Annotated in this window: 23 protein-coding genes and 1 tRNA gene; 13 read left to right on the forward strand and 11 right to left on the reverse strand. The window is 39.3% G+C overall.

Annotated features, from left to right (window positions below):
• Positions 1-4: 4 nt before the first annotated feature.
• Complete coding sequence (gene glmM / locus F7B60_06815; protein ID MCE4615221.1) at positions 5-1372, reverse strand: phosphoglucosamine mutase; 1368 nt, start codon at positions 1370-1372, stop codon at positions 5-7.
• A 60-nt stretch (positions 1373-1432) separates the two neighbouring features.
• On the opposite strand from glmM, the gene F7B60_06820 reads away from it, so the two are divergent.
• From F7B60_06820 to F7B60_06840, 5 genes are read left to right on the forward strand one after another with little or no spacing between them, the layout of a single operon-like run.
• Positions 1433-1639 carry a hypothetical protein gene (locus F7B60_06820; protein ID MCE4615222.1) on the forward strand — a complete coding sequence of 69 codons (207 nt, stop codon included), beginning with the start codon at positions 1433-1435 and terminating at the stop codon, positions 1637-1639.
• A gap of 14 nt (positions 1640-1653) precedes the next feature.
• Entirely contained in the window at positions 1654-2694 is a 1041-nt protein-coding gene (locus tag F7B60_06825) for a DUF354 domain-containing protein (GenBank protein MCE4615223.1), read from the forward strand.
• A gap of 13 nt (positions 2695-2707) precedes the next feature.
• Entirely contained in the window at positions 2708-3394 is a 687-nt protein-coding gene (gene rnhB, locus F7B60_06830; GenBank protein MCE4615224.1) for a ribonuclease HII, read from the forward strand.
• A 26-nt stretch (positions 3395-3420) separates the two neighbouring features.
• Positions 3421-4476: a hypothetical protein gene (locus F7B60_06835; protein MCE4615225.1), complete on the forward strand. Its 1056-nt coding sequence runs from the start codon at positions 3421-3423 to the stop codon at positions 4474-4476.
• Positions 4477-4489: 13 nt separating this feature from the next.
• On the forward strand, positions 4490-5188 hold the full coding sequence (locus F7B60_06840) for a 16S rRNA methyltransferase (GenBank protein ID MCE4615226.1): 699 nt from the start codon (positions 4490-4492) through the stop codon (positions 5186-5188).
• Between the two features lie 34 nt (positions 5189-5222).
• Here the strand turns inward: F7B60_06840 and F7B60_06845 are convergent, their stop codons facing one another.
• Together F7B60_06845 and F7B60_06850 are read right to left on the reverse strand one after the other, a co-directional pair.
• On the reverse strand, positions 5223-5939 hold the full coding sequence (locus tag F7B60_06845; protein MCE4615227.1) for a 50S ribosomal protein L2: 717 nt from the start codon (positions 5937-5939) through the stop codon (positions 5223-5225).
• Between the two features lie 148 nt (positions 5940-6087).
• The gene (locus F7B60_06850; GenBank protein ID MCE4615228.1) at positions 6088-6822 is read right to left on the reverse strand and encodes a hypothetical protein; all 735 of its coding nucleotides are present in this window, start codon (positions 6820-6822) and stop codon (positions 6088-6090) included.
• 95 nt (positions 6823-6917) lie between these two features.
• Here F7B60_06850 and F7B60_06855 point away from each other — a divergent pair, with 95 nt between their 5' ends.
• Positions 6918-7124 (forward strand): hypothetical protein, encoded by a 207-nt coding sequence (locus tag F7B60_06855; protein ID MCE4615229.1) that lies wholly within the window; start codon positions 6918-6920, stop codon positions 7122-7124.
• Positions 7125-7131: 7 nt separating this feature from the next.
• Here F7B60_06855 and F7B60_06860 read toward each other — a convergent pair whose 3' ends face one another.
• Genes F7B60_06860 through F7B60_06885 form a run of 6 tightly spaced genes read right to left on the reverse strand, consistent with a single transcriptional unit; the run spans position 7132 to position 10925 of the window.
• Complete coding sequence (locus tag F7B60_06860; GenBank protein MCE4615230.1) at positions 7132-7839, reverse strand: GTP cyclohydrolase IIa; 708 nt, start codon at positions 7837-7839, stop codon at positions 7132-7134.
• A 30-nt stretch (positions 7840-7869) separates the two neighbouring features.
• On the reverse strand, positions 7870-8328 hold the full coding sequence (ribH, locus tag F7B60_06865) for a 6,7-dimethyl-8-ribityllumazine synthase (GenBank protein ID MCE4615231.1): 459 nt from the start codon (positions 8326-8328) through the stop codon (positions 7870-7872).
• A gap of 52 nt (positions 8329-8380) precedes the next feature.
• Complete coding sequence (ribC, locus tag F7B60_06870) at positions 8381-8845, reverse strand: riboflavin synthase (protein ID MCE4615232.1); 465 nt, start codon at positions 8843-8845, stop codon at positions 8381-8383.
• Complete coding sequence (locus F7B60_06875) at positions 8830-9513, reverse strand: 3,4-dihydroxy-2-butanone-4-phosphate synthase (GenBank protein MCE4615233.1); 684 nt, start codon at positions 9511-9513, stop codon at positions 8830-8832. The genes ribC and F7B60_06875 overlap by 16 nt, the downstream gene beginning before the upstream one ends.
• Positions 9506-10279 carry a hypothetical protein gene (locus tag F7B60_06880; GenBank protein ID MCE4615234.1) on the reverse strand — a complete coding sequence of 258 codons (774 nt, stop codon included), beginning with the start codon at positions 10277-10279 and terminating at the stop codon, positions 9506-9508. Before F7B60_06880 ends, F7B60_06875 begins: the two co-directional genes overlap by 8 nt.
• A 13-nt stretch (positions 10280-10292) precedes the next feature.
• Complete coding sequence (locus F7B60_06885; GenBank protein MCE4615235.1) at positions 10293-10925, reverse strand: stage II sporulation protein M; 633 nt, start codon at positions 10923-10925, stop codon at positions 10293-10295.
• A 109-nt stretch (positions 10926-11034) separates the two neighbouring features.
• On the opposite strand from F7B60_06885, the gene F7B60_06890 reads away from it, so the two are divergent.
• The 3 genes from F7B60_06890 (at position 11035) to F7B60_06900 (ending at position 13181) form a co-directional block, all read left to right on the forward strand.
• Entirely contained in the window at positions 11035-11763 is a 729-nt protein-coding gene (locus F7B60_06890) for a DUF2192 domain-containing protein (protein MCE4615236.1), read from the forward strand.
• Between the two features lie 80 nt (positions 11764-11843).
• Positions 11844-12740, forward strand: coding sequence for a CBS domain-containing protein (locus F7B60_06895; protein ID MCE4615237.1), 897 nt, complete (start codon positions 11844-11846; stop codon positions 12738-12740).
• Positions 12741-12746: 6 nt separating this feature from the next.
• Positions 12747-13181, forward strand: coding sequence for a DNA-binding protein (locus F7B60_06900; protein MCE4615238.1), 435 nt, complete (start codon positions 12747-12749; stop codon positions 13179-13181).
• Positions 13182-13197: 16 nt separating this feature from the next.
• Here F7B60_06900 and F7B60_06905 read toward each other — a convergent pair whose 3' ends face one another.
• Complete coding sequence (locus F7B60_06905) at positions 13198-14304, reverse strand: inositol-3-phosphate synthase (protein ID MCE4615239.1); 1107 nt, start codon at positions 14302-14304, stop codon at positions 13198-13200.
• A 74-nt stretch (positions 14305-14378) separates the two neighbouring features.
• On the opposite strand from F7B60_06905, the gene F7B60_06910 reads away from it, so the two are divergent.
• Complete coding sequence (locus F7B60_06910) at positions 14379-14690, forward strand: PadR family transcriptional regulator (protein ID MCE4615240.1); 312 nt, start codon at positions 14379-14381, stop codon at positions 14688-14690.
• Between the two features lie 25 nt (positions 14691-14715).
• On the forward strand, positions 14716-15213 hold the full coding sequence (locus tag F7B60_06915; protein ID MCE4615241.1) for a hypothetical protein: 498 nt from the start codon (positions 14716-14718) through the stop codon (positions 15211-15213).
• Positions 15214-15303: 90 nt separating this feature from the next.
• Here F7B60_06915 and F7B60_06920 read toward each other — a convergent pair.
• Positions 15304-15398, reverse strand: a tRNA-Thr gene (locus F7B60_06920).
• Positions 15399-15488: 90 nt separating this feature from the next.
• Between F7B60_06920 and F7B60_06925 the strand changes: the two genes are divergently transcribed.
• Positions 15489-15770: a hypothetical protein gene (locus F7B60_06925; GenBank protein MCE4615242.1), complete on the forward strand. Its 282-nt coding sequence runs from the start codon at positions 15489-15491 to the stop codon at positions 15768-15770.
• Positions 15767-16357: a lysine exporter LysO family protein gene (locus F7B60_06930; protein MCE4615243.1), complete on the forward strand. Its 591-nt coding sequence runs from the start codon at positions 15767-15769 to the stop codon at positions 16355-16357. The genes F7B60_06925 and F7B60_06930 overlap by 4 nt, the downstream gene beginning before the upstream one ends.
• The last annotated feature ends 10 nt before the right edge of the window (positions 16358-16367 follow it).

Here is a 16367-nt window from a genome sequence, read left to right on the forward strand (position 1 = left end):
CTCACTAAATCATAGTTCGAATATTTTCCTTTAGATCTCCGAGTAGTTTCTTAGCCTTTTCGAGTGATTTTGCTTCCAACATTATTCTTAGAACAGGTTCTGTTCCACTAGGCCTGACAAGGAACCAGTAGTCTTCGCCGAATACCTTTAATCCATCTATACTTACAGTCTTTAAGCCCGAATATTTCTCTCGTAACCTTTCAACTACCATTTTTGCTTTATCTCGACTCATCGGTATTTTAGTTTTAATCGGATAATAACGTGGAAGAAGAGAAAATAATTCACTAGCCTTCAGCCCAGTTTCAGCCATCATTTCTAGGAACAAAGCTGTTTTCATAGCACCATCACGGACAATTTGATGCGAAGGATGTATATACCCTCCGTTTTCTTCGAAGCCTGCTATTGCTCCACCTTCTTTTAGTATCATGTGTGATATAATCACGCTTCCAACAGGAGTCCATCGAACCTCTATTCCCTTTGACCCTAAGTATTCCTCTACCAGTATGGAGCTAGAAACTCCTGTATACACTCTTCTGGGAAGACCGGGTTTCCTATCGGCTATATATCCTGCTATAAGTGAGCCGCTTCTATCTCCCCACCATATATTACCCCTCTCGTCTACTAGTATAGCCCTATCTGCATCACCATCATGTCCTACACCAAGATCTGCTCCTGCTTCTACAACCATCCTGGATAGTTCTTTGAGGGAATCAACAGTAGGCTCTGGTTCTCTTCCGGGAAAGAAGGGATCCAGATGACCGTTAATTGTATATACTTTTACACCCAATTCCCTCAGAACAACGGGAGTTACTAAAGCGCCAACACTGTTGGCTGGATCTACTACTACTTTGAAGTTCTTGGAAGATATTAGTTTCGAGTCTATGTGATGTAATATGCCTTCAACGTATTCTTCTATTGCACCATCATGCAATCTTACATCGTTAATTATATCATTCCACTGAACCTGTCTAAACTTTCCTTCAAAGTATATTTCCTCTATCTCTCTTTCAGCTTCTCTACTCATTTCAACACCTTGGGATGACAGTACTTTTATTCCGTTGTATTGAGGAGGATTATGGCTAGCTGTAATCATTATGCCTGCATCATATTCGCTGTGGGTCTTCAATATGTATTGTAGACCTGGCGTAGGAATATAACCAACATAGTAAACTTTTACTCCCTGAGACTGTAACCCTGAAACAACTGCATGAAAAATCATGTCTCCTCCTGCTCTTACATCCCTCCCTATTAGGATTCTTGAACCTTGTTGAAGATAAGCGCCAACTGCTTGTCCCATTCTTAAAGCTTTTTCTGGTGTAAGCTCAAAATTTACTACTCCTCTAACCCCATCCGTTCCAAACAAGACTCCCATGCGTTTGACCACCACAAATATTTCTTTGATAAGGTAAGGTATAAATTGTGGTCTTGAAGGTTGAGTGTGGAAATGATTTTGAATAACATTTTATGGGTAGCTGTAATAATTTCAGCTTCAAGTATATTCCCTATTCTTAGCAGGCAAAACAAGGATAAGTCTCTTAGGATTGCTACTAAGTTACTAGTCTTCTCAGGGTTGTTAACTATCCTATGGATGATACTGTTTGTTTCTTATAGGATTCTAAGCTATCTTGAGGTTAGCTAGGAGGGAGGATGTCGATGAACAAGGTATGGATTGATGTTAGAACTCCAAAGCAGGCACTGATAGCATCTATTATAATGAAAGAACTATCGGAAAAAGGGTATGAAACCTTAGTTACGACAAGGAAATACGATTACACCATATCTAATTTAGAGAGAAACGGAATACGACCTATAGTTATCGGAGGATACGGAGATTCTTTGTATGAGAAATTATTAGTTGAACTAGAGAGAGGAGTAAAGCTTGCTGAAATCGTCAAAAAAGAGAAGCCTTGTGTATTGGTATCTTATCCTTCTCCCAGCGCTGCTAGAGTAGCCTTTGGTTTAGGAATTAGGCATATAGCACTATGTGATACTTCTCACGCTTTCGCTGCTAATAGACTTGACTTTCCTTTCGCAGATATCGCCATTTATAGCTCCTTTATAGCAGACGAAATGATATGGCATATTCTCGAAAAATTCACTACGATTGTTACCTATAAGGGAGTAGACGAGCTTATGTGGATAAAGGGGTTTAAACCTAATAGGAAAGTACTAAATGACCTAGGCTTGGAAGAGTACAGATATGTTATTGTGAGGCCTGAAGAATTCAAAGCCCATTACTACACTGAAGATCGTCCATTTGTATTAAAGTTAGTTGATCTTATCCGTAAGAAGGAGCTCAAGCCAGTTGTTCTTCCACGTTATGAAGACCAATTGGTAATTGTTAAGAACATTGAAAACATTATTGTTCCTAAAAAAGCTGTTGACGGGCCTAGTCTTGAAAAATATGCAGCATTAGTCATTACCGGAGGAGGAACTATGGCAAGGGAGGCTGCGCTTCAAGGTACTCCGGGAATTTCCCTCTTCCCGAGGCAGATAAAACAGGATATTATCCTTAGGAAAATAGGGTTCCCTATATACAACTTGAATACAAAAGAAAACTCCTTAGCCATTATAAACTCGATGCTAGATGATCCCATAAAGTTTCGAGTTGATACAAGTAATCTATTAGGAAGACTAGAGTCGCCTCTTCCCTATATTAGTGAATGGGTTGCGAGACTTTGCCGACATTATTAGGAGGGGGGAGCAATTGCCTGGAAACTGTTATCAAATCGGCGTTGATGAAGCTGGAAGAGGTAGTCTTATCGGTGAAATGATCGTTGGAATAGCTGCCGTTCCTTGTGAAATTATTAGTTTTATAGGAGAACTGGGGGTAAGAGACAGCAAGGAACTATCTCCTAGGTCAAGGATGAAACTATACTACCTTCTATACCGAGAGATCCCCTTTGTAACTGTACCTGTAAAACCCGCCTTGATAGACTCAGATAATCTCGGCGTTATCACAAAGAAAGCCATTCTTCAAGGTTTACAATTACTATCTAAACGAATCAATCCGCTATCAGTTAAAGCTATAACGATTGATAGATTCGGGAAAGAGAGAAACATACGATCCGGTATTAGAAAACTAGGCTACAAGAATGCAGAGATAAAGATAGAAGAGAAAGCAGATAAAAAGTATCCGGAGGTTTCATTGGCTAGTATAATTGCCAAGCATATCAGAGATAAGAGGATTACTGTGATTAATAATCTTCTTAATCTTAGCGGGTCTGGTTATCCATCGGATGGGGAAACTATGCTTAGTCTTGCAAAGAAAGTATCGACTAACAAGCTAAAGGAGCTGAATGGTTACATAAGACTCTCATGGAGTACAGTGGAAAAGTTAGGCTTAGAACAGATTAAGAAAAAGAAAAGTAAGACGCTAGAAGACTATTTCTAATACCATGAAATATCAGGGGTTCATAAATGCTTCCATACGAGAAAAGCCTCATCGAATTTGCATGCAAACAAGGTATTTATGATTTACTTGTTTCCACCTACCCGGTATTACCTGGTGAAAGATTTGTTCAAAGTGCTTTTTTAGATATGATGATTAATAGGAAGGATATCTGCTACTCTAGAAAAGGAAGATCTTCGATGAAAATAGGTAGTTTCCAATGCAGTGAATGTAACAATGAGATCTCCCTATACATAAAAGGCGGTGATAGAAAAGTTAACTATTTCATAGGTTATTGCACTGAAGAACCCGTTATTAGCCACTCATACATAAGACAACACATACTGAATAACCGTATTCAACCACTATTTGTGTTTGATATGTCATTGCTAAACTTCTTTGGCACAAAAAACGAGTTGGGAGAAGCCGTTTTAGTTATAGCTCATGCTCTCCAGATAACAAGGAGATTTTTGTATGATAGAAATTTAGCAGTCACCAGTATAAATGAAGCTCTTACCGAGGAGTTGAAGCGAGTTGTTTTCGACCACGATATGATAGTATCAGATAAGACAAGCGCAGACTTGTTATGGACTAGTGAAATAGAGGATTCTGTTCTAATATCACCACTGGCAAGGAAACCTCTTGCAAAAGAAGATCTTGAAAACACTCAAGGAATAGTAATTCCGCTAGTCTTCTATTGGGATAGGAGAATGGAGAAATACGTAAATAACCTTGTTCCATGGGCGAAGGTAAGACACTTAGAGTTACATGGTAGTGTTGTAGGAGTTCCACATAGACCTACAAGAATACTTGAGATTATCCTAGATGTTCTTTATAACAACATGGACCTAGATATAGCAATTATCCATAACATGAACAGAAAGAACCTATTTCATAGAGTTAAGTTCGAAATCAGCAAGATGATCGCGGAAGGAGTTGACAGTCTAGATGAGCTATTAACCCGTGTTTCATGGCTAGTTTCCGACAATAACCTTGTAAAGAAAGTGTTTAGGGACTTGGTATCCAGTAATAGTCACGAGAAGGAGTTATTTTACAATATTTCCAGTAAAACTCGAACTACGTAATAGGTGAAATCAAATGCCTGGAAAATACGGGTTCATAGTCCTAGAAGGGAGCCTAGAACTTATTCCAGAAGTACTCTATGATCATCCCTCTGTAATTTCTACATCGAACAGAAGGAGAAAAGATCCGAGTAGTATTATACTTGATAAAAGCCTACATTATAAAGCAATGAAAAAAGCTAATCTACCTCAAATCGAAAAGCGGGGGAGGCCTGATATCGTACACTATCTGTTACTTAGCATACTCGAGTCCCCCCTGAACAAACTTGGTTACATTTCTTCTCTATATCTTCATACAATAAATGGAGAGATCCTAAGAATTGAACCTACAACACGGTTACCGAAAAACTATAACAGGTTCATAGGATTAATGGAACAAGTGTTAGAAAACGGTAAAGTCCCTCCCAACTCATCCCAACCTCTCATAATGAAAATCGGAGGATCCTTAGAAGATATTGTAGGAAAATACCATCGTTTTCTAGTTTTTGAATACGGATGCAATAGGATCGATGAAAAATGCGGAAGAGAGCTTTCGAAAAATGGCATACTATTAGGCATAGGGGGTTTCCCTCACGGTAGAATTAGTAATGATATATTGAAACTCGCTAATAATTGTTACTCGCTTTTGAATATATCTGTCGACGCAGTAAGCGCTCTTCATATGATCCTATGTTTAGCTGAGAACAAGACAATCGGTCTATACTGTTTGCAATAAAATATGCATATAAGAATAGGGGTGAAAGGAAAAGTTATCTTTTCCTTCTTCCCGTACGCCTTGCAGCTATATGACCAACCTTTCTTCCAGGAGGAGTATTCCGGGCAACAGTAGTCGGATGTCCTTCACTCTGATGAGAGCCGCCTCCATGCGGGTGGGTTGCTGCATACATTGCAACTCCCCTCACTTTAGGCCATTTCTTTGCTTTTCTCTTCCATTTATGATACGCGTTGCCGGCCTTCAATACGGGCTTCTCTATTCTTCCCCCACCAGCAGGTATCCCTATTGTGGCTCTCGCCGTACTAAGTACGGATTTCTGCCTACCACTAGGCAGCTTCACTATAGTTTCCTTACCTGTTCTCCCTACAACTAAGGCATAAGAGCCTGACTGCCTAGCTAGTCTGCCACCGTCTCCGGGCCTTAGTTCTACGTTGAATACCTGAGTCCCCTCAGGGATCTTACCTAGAGGAAGTATGTTTCCGTTAGAAGCCTCTGCATCAGGACCAATTTTTATGACTTGACCTACATAAGTTCCTTCGGCTGCTGGCGTCAAGAACTTTGCACCGTTCTCTAATACAATCTTAGCTAGAGGTACGTATCTTCCGGGATCGTGAATTAATTCAATAACTCTACCCTTTAACGTGGACTCAGATATGGAAGGATATCTTCCTGGACCTGGATGTATATGCTTACGGCTTCTAAACGTTGATGTGCCCCTGCCAGCCCTCTGTTGTATTAATCGCTTACCCACTTTATATCCCCCATCAACACGTCAGATATACCAACAGGATAAGAGGTGGGTTATAAGGCTTGCTTCTCTTTTGACATCAGAGTCTCCCACTTCTTCATTCGCTACGAGAGCGTCAGACCTGCTAAACTTCGTCATCCATTAATTTAGTTTAGAGCTCTACGTACCATCCTCCTTCTACGGAATCATAGTACGTGTGACCAGAATCGACTAACAACCTAAATAATCTTGCTTCTTGAGGACGTAAGAGCCTTTCTACAGCTTCAGCTTCAGGAATGTTGATTTCTTTTAACTTAGCCTTTAATTCCTCAAAGAATTGAGGGTCAATTGCAACTCTCTCCTCCCCTGATTCAATTACTATAGCTCCCTCTCTCTCAAGCTTAGAGAAGAACAAGTCTGGTCGTTTAAGCCATCCAAGATCACTTTCGAAAACAGCACCTTCTTCCTTTAATCTCTCGATAGCGCTCTTCCTTTGCACAGGAGGGGGTTCTCTTCTATAAGAAACTAGTGGTTTCCTCTGTTCGGTTTCGACTTTATACTCTCTTGACTGCGCTTGCGATACCTCAGCTTGAGTTTGTAATCGAGCTTGCTCGATTTCCTCCTTAAGTTCGTTGAGTAGAACAATCATTCTATCTATCTTTCCAGTATAGGGGTTAAGTAAGTCTGCCACCAGTCTTTCAATTCTCGAAATTTTCTTATCCAAAATAACATCGATTTCTTTTGCCAGACCAGGTAAGCCAACAGTATTCTCAGATTCTCCAAGGTCGGAATCTATTAGGTTTCTTAAATAATCTGAGATCAGCCTATATCCTTTCAATTCAGCCCTCTTTTTGAGAAGCTTATATGTTTCTTCATCCACGGCTGTTGAAATTATTTTTCTTTTCAAAAAGCATCATCCCTCTAAGATTATCCTTTCTTTGAGTATTCCCAAATATAGTTTATATATGATAGTAATCGTATAGTATATTAGGTGACTTCTCAATGATTTCTTTTCAATCTAATGAAGAGATAATTATTGATAGGTATATAGTGAGGCCCATCGTTGTTGGAGGAGAAGTCTCAGGCTTACTTATATCTGGACCTAGGATTAAGACCATCTATGTGCCGTTGAAGGGGAGTGTCAAGATAGAGAAACTTCCAAAGAAGGTTAAGAAGTATGTAATGAAAACATATGGAATTGAAATCTAAACAGAACTCATTCTTCAAGTAAATTTATTCCTGATGTAACACCTTGTCTGATTTCATCTAGAGCCCTCGTAGCTAGCTCCATACTTTTTCTTGCAAATCTAGCTCTGCCACCACCAACTTTGACCCATTCGAAAATCAGCTTCTTAGATGCTTCTCTCCAAGAATCAGGTGGGAAAACGATTATTATATTGTCCCCACCTAGATACTGGGTTATTCCCCCGTATAGACTGCTTAGTTTAACCAAATCATATAAAATCTCCATGGTTTTCTCATATGCATCTAAAACGCCGTGATCGAGAGTATATTTGGTAACAGAGTTTATGTCGACATGAGATACTGCCGTATACTCGTCTGATGAGAGTTCATCCACATGATAGGTGTTATCGCTAATTTCTAATATCTTCCTAAATGCCTTGTTTAATGCATTTCTAGGCGTGCGATCTATTACACTTGCCATCCTTACAGAAACAGGGCTCTCTTCTACTATTGTTTTAAAGAGCTGTACATGCTCGGAACTTTCGAGGGATGACGTCAATGCTACAATGAAGTCATATCTAAGCGGAAGAATATAGCCTCCCACTTTCGATGCTGTATTTTGTAGTTTATAATATATTTTGGATTGAGTTACTTGTATTTTCCATTCTCTATCGTAACCTAGGCTTTCCGTCCATTCCCTGTACCCATGTAATTCTATTAAAGTAATTCTAGTCTTCAAACTTTATCACTTGGAAATACGCTGGAAGAGTTATTCTATAACATTCCTTTCTTCCTGTGTATATGCTACTTCGAATTTCTTCTTTCTTTTGACCATCTTAACCAAGGATTCAACTGCTCTGGCACTATATTCCTCTGCCCTCTCTACTGCTTGCATTCTTGATGCTCCCGGCCCTATGATTCCGAGTGTAACAGGTTTGTTATAATCCAACCCTAGGTCCAGCAGTTTACGTGCTGCTTGGTGAGCAACCACTTCATCATGCTCTGTTTCTCCTTCAATAACTGCTCCAATAACAGCAACTCCATCAATGTTTTCTTTTTCAAGAACTTGCTTAACCGCAAAAGGAGTGTCATAGGCTCCAGGAACTTTATAGACTACTTCAACTACAGCTCCGAGAAAACTGGCGTGACTTAATGCTTTTTCAAGCATTATCCTAGTTATATCGTAGTTAAACTCGGAGACCACTATCCCTATATGAGGCTGATCCACCTAAACCACCCTGCATCTAATCGATGGTGGAATTATCGGTAATAAAATATCTTCACGTAATAGGGCCCGCATTTGGATATCCCTGTCTAATACCTTTTCCAGCTTTCTTGGTGAGAACTTCAGGCTTCTTCAGCATGTATGATAGGTTCAATGCATGGTCTTTGGCTCTATCTAGAGCTATCTTCTTTAGATCTTCAAGGTTTTCAGCTTCATCTTCATGAACTGTAACGTCGATAATTATTTTTCCCGTTAGCACACTTAGCATCACTAAACCCATACTTGAAACGAGGTATGTAATTCTATCGGCTTCCCTCTTACCTATCCACCCTAGGGTGATCACGCCTTCACATCCTTTGTCTATTGCTCTTCTAGCTGCTCCAGGCAGATCCTTTGCTCCTGGTACAGTAAATCTCTCAATTTTATATGAGGGAAGCTCTTCTCTTAACGTTTCATAAGCAACAGATCCCATATCAACCCTTGAGAACATCGTATCTATAACCGCTATGCATTTACCCATTTTCTATACGCCTCTATAATATCAGTTCCTTCAATGAATAAGAATCCATTCTTTTCCGCGACATTCCTAGCCTTTTCTACAGGTAACCTATCACCGTAATCAAGCATTTCGATGAATGCCACACTAGGGACAACTTCACCCATAATCGCTAAGGCCAAGCTTAGCTCTGTGTGACCTCTCCTTTTTTCTAATCCTCTCCCTGCTAGGAGTGGAACATGGCCCGGGGCCTGGAATTCGCTTCTAAACATCTTTTTTGCACTTTCAATATTCCCTTCAAGAATTTTTGTTGATACCTCATGCAACTTAGAGATTGTTAGTGCTCTATCCTTGTCCCGTATTCCAGTTATGGCATCTTTGTGATTTACCCAAACGGTAAATGCTGGTCTATCACCATAAGAAAGCCTCTTTTCTGTCAAAGGCTTAAGAGTCTCTATTAGTGCATAGATTTCGTCTGCAAATGGTATACCCATACTTCTTGTTACTTCCTCAGTAGTAGCATAACAGAGAAGACCCCCGCCGAGAGTTCTCATGATGTATATTTTCTCTGCATCTATCTTCCCAGCATATATAACAATATCTGTTTCATCTTCCCTGCTGGAACTATCATGTATTAATACCGGGATTCCTTCAATAAACCTCTCAATAATCATGCCCATATTTCTAGCCAAGTTTTCTCACCGTCACCAGGTAGTATAGAAGTATAATAAGGGATACAATTAATGTTATAGCATATAACAATGACCTATTCAAGCTGCTTAGATTAACAGGGTACATAGAATTATTTTTAGATGTTAGATTCCATTGGCTTAACGATTCATTTATTAGAGTTTTTGAGGTTTCATTGGTTCCATAGGCAGTTGATATAGTGTTTTCACGGTTCTTTTCGAGTGGATATATAACCAGGTCAACAACACTTTTTTCCACTTCTATTCTCATATACATCCCGTTCTTGACGAGGCTTTTAGCTATGGTGATATTGTTTAATGGAACTGTAACTAGGTTCCGCCTTACTAGAATTAGTGTATTATTCAAATAATCAACATCTCTCTTGTGAAAGGATAAACCATCAATACTTATCTCCTCTAATGTATAATTTTTCATCAAGACGACCTCTAATTCACCGTTCTGAAATCTTCTTAGCTCAATGCTATTCAAATTCGAGGCGTTGGCTGAAGCTATTAAATACTCGTGAGGATAGCACTTAAAGAAATAAGGTGACGTTATATTAAGTTGATATATTGTCCCTTTTACAGAATATGCCCCTTTAGATATATTATCAAGCTCAAAAATACTATTTGAAATGATTACATAATCAATATGATATACTTTTGACTCAATTATGCAGCTGTCATTCAAATAACTCGTCTGAGCCCCATAAATCTGAGTCAGTAAACCTGGAGAGTAGCTGAAAAGAATTATCACTATTACCGTCATTAAAAGTATAGACCTAATATAGCATTGAAACTGCAGCTTCGATCACCTTGGAAAACAATGCATCAACTATAGCTATTCCCGGAGTTATGAATGTTTCGACTATAGCTAATGTAAGAAGAGTATAGAGAACTACTTTGAGGGCTCCAAAAAGGGTATTTCTGTCCAGTTTACCCCTAGTCAACATGTAATATGCTGGGATTGCTCCTGAGAACGATATAGTTGGAATTTCTAGACAACCATGAGGTATCAATAGAGCTACTACAGACTGGCCGAAGAATTCAGACGCATTTAATCCTATAGATACTACCAAACCTGTAATTAATCCGTTGTACAAAAGAATAAGTATAGGGCCTAGGATAGTGAATCCTAGAAGAAAAGTTATAACTGAAGCTACTAGATTATTTACAAAGATTATTATTGGTATGAACAGTAGAGTCTCCTTAGAAAACGAGAACTTCTCTCTTATACTATTTTCAAGCTCTTTTTTAGATAATCCCGCCCAGCTTAAAGAGTTAAGGATATCACTATAAAATACTAGCCCTACAGTGAAAAACAGCAAGAATAATAGAATTAAAGCATAAACCTTCCTGTTAGAAATTAGCATAAAAGCCTCATGTAACACTTTCATCTCACCTAAAACAGTCATACCTGCACTGTTTAACTGTACTCTATCACACGTACTAAGTCTCTATCAACGTTTTATGATTGTGTTTTATATTCCATAATAAAGTGGTTACATTCAAAGGGGATTAAAGGTGGAGAATAATAGGAAGCAAGGAAACAACACTAGAAGAAGGATATCGATATTAACAGATCTTTGGGGCCTCATTCTCGATGAATACAAGGAGAGCATCAATTCTAGGGAAGATGTTATCTCTGTTTTAGAAAAGAGATATCGTATGGAAGGCCTCTCACCTATAAAAGGAAAGGCAACACCTCCAGATATCTATGAAAAAGAGCTCGTAGCCTTATACGTTGTAGGGAAATACGGTATGCACCTTGATGAGGAGTTTCCAGAGATTTTTGAGGATTTATTTGAATTTGAGTTAAAACTGGATAGAACCCTAGAATATCTCCTCACCAAAAGTTCAAATGAGGCTAGAGAATTCATTGAGAAAACTTTCGATGAGGTATCAATGAACCTATTATCCAAGATCTTCAGAGTTGCAGTTGTAAAGGAACTATTTGGTATGGCGGCAGAGGAAGAAGTTGCTAAGGCTTTTAAGAATGCTGTTACGGCATTTCCTGAACTCGAACCTTCTATTAGGAAGTACCTTAGATTTTACATTGCAATAAGAGTTGCCGACGCGATATCTGAAGGAGAGATAAGAGATAGATTAACTAAAGAGGCGTATAAGCAGGCTCTCGCTGTTAGATTAGGCTGGGATAAAACTGTTATACCTGATGATGCTTATGTCGGCCACATCGCACTTGAAGTTTTTAATGTTCCCAAGAAGATAGTTTCCTATTTTTTGAGAGCCTAGAGATCCCCTATATTTCTAAATTATTTAGAATATTCTTATTAATCTGCATATATAATTAGTGGATCAGCCGGTGGAATTTATTGGTAGAACTCACTATGACACAGCGACAAGTACTTGAAACACTTGTGAACTTGTATGAAGAGAAAAAGGGGATGATAAAGAGTAAGGAAGTGGCAAGCATATTGGGTAAAGACGAAGGAACTGTTAGAAATATTATTGTATGGTTGAAAAATGTTGGATTAGTTGAATCAAGAACTGGACCGCTTGGAGGATACATACCAACACTAAAAGCAAAAGAGCTCTTAAAAAGATCTTATGGCCATCCCATAGCATACGGAGTTGTAAAGCTAGGTGAGAGACGCGAGCACTTGCTTAATATAATCTCGATGGAGATTCTTAACCTATTTTCACAGGAGCCGGGTAAAGCATTCATAAAGGTTTTGGGAGATACTTCTTTCATCGATAGGGGAATGAAAGCTAGGATTGAGAGCATACCCAAACCTAGATTCATTGCAGAAGGATACGTGGAAAAAATAGATAACGCTGTCCGGCAAATTCTAGTCAGGTTAATAAACATCATTAGCATCCCAGAGATAAAAGTAGGGGAAATAGCTAAAAGAAACGTAATATACCTAGATGCAAATCAGACATTATTGGAAGCAGCAACAATAATATCTAGACACGGTATAAGAGGAGCACCAGTTAGAGATGAAGACTATAGGCTTGTCGGGTTCTTTACAGCTTCCGACCTTGCTAGAGCAATAGCCCGAGGATTTAAACCTTCCGATAAAGTACATGAGGCTCTGACTAGGAGAGATGTTATAACCATAAGTGAACATGCAGACATATTCGATGCCATAAGTCTAATGGAATCCCATGGAATAGGTAGGCTTATTCTCGTAGATTCTAACAATAATCCTAACGGTATAATAACAAGGACAGATATACTCAAATTAATGGCAGGTTTAAGGAGGTGATTTATGATGGAGAAATCTTTTACCAGAATTGGGAGAGTATTCTTCTTAAAACTAAATGAAGGGGACCACCCTCACCGCGGAATAGAAGAACTCCTAGAATCCCAAGGAATAGAATCTGCCTGGATTAACGGTATAGGCGGGTTTTCCTGGGCTCGTATAGGAGTGTTCGATCCTGATAGAAAAACCTATGATACTGTTAATGTTGAACCCGAACCCGGACATGTTCTAGAAGTAGTATCTCTACTAGGTAACAGTGTACTAGGTGATGATGGTAAGTATTATACGCATTTACATGTCAACGTAGCAAGAAACCCTACCACTCCATTTACTGGTCACCTGGTCGACGCTATCGTAACACCGTTTCTCGAAGTAATGGTAGCCGAGCTAGTTGGAGATATGAAAAGTATAAGAGATATATTTAAACATAGATGGGCATTGTAAAAGAGGAGGCCCTTCGTTATCTCTCTCTTTTACCTTCAATGAACTCGTTAAACCATATGTAGGCTATTTCATCACTTGGTGCTTGAATTGGAGGGTGCTTGAAGAAGGGAGCTGAAACGCTCGGTATGATACCACCTATTCTTCTGTCTAATGCGATCTTGGTTCCCCTAATGACATCAATCATTGCACCAGCAAACATACTCTTATCATCCACTTGGAGTTTGGCTTCAATTACTACTGGAAATCCTGCGAAGCTAGTTCCCTTTAGGTGAAAGTACGCTATTTTTGTATTACCTAGAAATGGGACATAATCACTCGGACCTATTCTCACCTTACCTTCTTTAGCTAGCTCGTCACCGTATGGAAGGATGCTAGTAACTGCTGATGTTTTGGATATTCTTTTGCTTCTCAGCCTTTCTTCTACTAACATGTTTTCAAAATCAGTGTTTCCCCCTATGTTAAGCTGGTAAGTTTCTTCGATTTTTACACCTCTCATATGCATAAGTCTTACGAGCGTTCTATGGAACACCGTAGCACCTAGCTGTCCTTTAACATCGTCTCCAACTAAGGGTATCCCTTTCTCTCTGAACCTCTTATCCCAATCACTGACAGGATCACTGGCTATGAATACTGGCATACCATTAATGAATGCTACACCAGCTTCGAGAGCAGCTTTAGCATATAACCTAGTTGCTTCTTCACTTCCAACTGGCAAGAAGTTAATGACTATCTCAGCACCGCTGTTTTTCAATGTATTCACTACATCCTCGAAGCTTGCATCATGCTCGATGGGGTTGAATCTTTCCTTCATATGAGGAGCGACTCCGTCGAGCACGACACCTGGAGAGACCTCTACTCCTAGTTTCTCTGGAAGATCTGCAAACTTCGGTGTCAAATTCGGAGGCTGAAATATTGCTTCAGATAAATCCCTACCTACTTTATATTTAGAGATGTCTATCGCTGCTACCCATTCGATGCCACCTATATGGTAACCTCCTAGTTTTACTTTAGATACGCCAGGAACAAACTCATCTTCAGCTACATCTTCATAGTAAAATGTTCCTTGTATAAGTGCAGATGCACAATTTCCTACTCCTATTACAGCTGCCTTTATTTTGGCCACGTCTACCACCACATATTTATCGTTACAAATATTAATTACTATAAAATATAAAAGGTTTACCGGTGCATGTGAGATTGAATCACAGTGAAACCGAGGCATTGAAACGATTGAAAAGGAAAATGACCATAGAAACACTATGGATCTATGTAATAGCTGTCCTTAAGAAAAGGGGGGCTCAGCATGGTTATGGAGTCAAAAAGGCGATCCAACAAGAATTCAATTTCAATCCGGCAACTATAACTACCTACACTGTCCTTTATAGGATGGAGAAAGAAGGGCTTATAAGAAAAGACAGTACAAATCGGTATCACCCTACAGAAAAGGGGTTGAAAGCATTTGATGAAGCGATTAATGTTCTGAAGGAAACAATTGAAAAACTAGTATGAGCAAGTTAGTAGCTAGGGAGGAAAAATGAATGGCAAAAAACAAACCATAGTTCTAATTTTCATTCTAGGATTGCTAGTCGGTATACTAGGAGGATACGACTTCGGTTACATGCAGGGGACACAGCATGAAAGAACTTCTCTTCAATCCAAAGTGACAGAACTAGGAAATAATTATAGGATGCTACTTCTAATAGAAAAACTTTCTACTATAGATAAACTAGAGACAATAATTATAAAACAAATCTCAAGTATCAATCAAAACACTACACTTGATGTAAATTTAACTAAAAACATAACATTGGAAGCAACCACATTAGCTAGAGAAGCTTCAAACATGGCTGATAATATAACCTGCCCTGGAAAAGTCGGAGAATTACTAAAAACAAAAACAGAAGTACTAGAAAATTTAACGGAGGAAATGACCTTCTACCTCAATAAACAAGACTATCTAGATATGGTTAGCACTTACCGAGAAATAATGATAACGATAAAAGATATTGCAGAGATTATCAACACCTGCTAGACTAGGCTTGCTATAACCACCGATTACACATCACAATGATCGCAACTTACATTTAATTTGAACCAAGAAAAACCATTAGAAGACAGAAATTGGAGCCGCCGGCGGGACTTGAACCCGCGACCACCGGCTTACAAGGCCGGCGCTTACGGCCCCGCGCAGGGGTCTACCGGCTGAGCTACGGCGGCACCGTCTAGTATTTTCTCTAGAGGTAGAGATTTAAGGATTACTGTTTTATTGATTCTAACACATTATCTCCATTCCCACGGTGTTGCTATTTGGACCTGGCTATCTTGCTTGTTCTAGCCGTTATCTTAGGGTATATAGGCTCTTCAAAATATAAGGGTAATGAAAAATTGTACGAAATCATTGACCTGGTTTTGTCTGCTAGCACCCTAGTCATAGTTTTCACTATAGGTATTAGAGCTGGATTCATACTAAGGAGTTCAGGTAGTTGGGGCTTTCTCGTCGAAGCTAGCGCATTGTTTAGCATTGCTGGAATATTGCTTAGTTTGCTGTCCGGTTTTATTATAAGCAAGACAGGTGATAGAGACTGGTGAAGCTTCCATTCAGTTTATATACTGTTTCAGTATTAATTACTGGATTCTTCCTTGGTTACCATGGGATAGACATCCCTTCTAACACTATGATATATACGTTATACTTACTAGTTTTAGCTGCGGGATATTTGATAGGAGACGAATTAACAAGACTTGGCAGGAATGCTGGTAAAGCATTCGCTACCGGGGGATTTCTCGCTTTCTCCACCATTTTATCGAGCATTATTGGAGGTATACTTGTATCTGAGATTCTAGGTATTGACACACGGTTGGGTGCAGTAATCGGAGGGGGTTCCGGATGGTATAGTCTTGTTGGGCCTATGATTTCGCAGATTGATCCGCTAATGGGTCTCGTAGGGTTTCTTGCTAACTTGCTTCGAGAGATCATACATATATTGATATATCCTGTTTTAGCTAGATGTTGCTGGCTTCCAGGCATAGCTGTCGGAGGTGCAACCACTATGGATACGGGGTTGCCTGTTATTGCGATGTATGGAGGTAGAAAAGCTTCTATAATAGCAATGATCAATGGAGGTTTGATAACGTTGAGTGTTCCATTCGTCTTATCTTTTCTACTAGGATACTAAGGATCTATGT

Source organism: Candidatus Tiamatella incendiivivens (genome assembly GCA_015522635.1).
GTDB classification, from domain to species: domain Archaea; phylum Thermoproteota; class Thermoprotei_A; order Sulfolobales; family Acidilobaceae; genus Tiamatella; species Tiamatella incendiivivens.

Coding starts and splice junctions, on each gene's coding strand:
- F7B60_06885 (MCE4615235.1), bottom strand. CDS start 10,925: ATGACTGTTTTAGGTGAGATGAAAGTGTTACATGAGGCTTTTATGCTA.
- ribC (MCE4615232.1), bottom strand. CDS start 8,845: ATGGGTAAATGCATAGCGGTTATAGATACGATGTTCTCAAGGGTTGAT.
- F7B60_06840 (MCE4615226.1), top strand. CDS start 4,490: ATGCCTGGAAAATACGGGTTCATAGTCCTAGAAGGGAGCCTAGAACTT.
- F7B60_06855 (MCE4615229.1), top strand. CDS start 6,918: ATGATTTCTTTTCAATCTAATGAAGAGATAATTATTGATAGGTATATA.
- glmM (MCE4615221.1), bottom strand. CDS start 1,372: ATGGGAGTCTTGTTTGGAACGGATGGGGTTAGAGGAGTAGTAAATTTT.
- F7B60_06825 (MCE4615223.1), top strand. CDS start 1,654: ATGAACAAGGTATGGATTGATGTTAGAACTCCAAAGCAGGCACTGATA.
- F7B60_06915 (MCE4615241.1), top strand. CDS start 14,716: ATGAATGGCAAAAAACAAACCATAGTTCTAATTTTCATTCTAGGATTG.
- F7B60_06900 (MCE4615238.1), top strand. CDS start 12,747: ATGGAGAAATCTTTTACCAGAATTGGGAGAGTATTCTTCTTAAAACTA.
- F7B60_06835 (MCE4615225.1), top strand. CDS start 3,421: ATGCTTCCATACGAGAAAAGCCTCATCGAATTTGCATGCAAACAAGGT.
- F7B60_06880 (MCE4615234.1), bottom strand. CDS start 10,279: ATGACGGTAATAGTGATAATTCTTTTCAGCTACTCTCCAGGTTTACTG.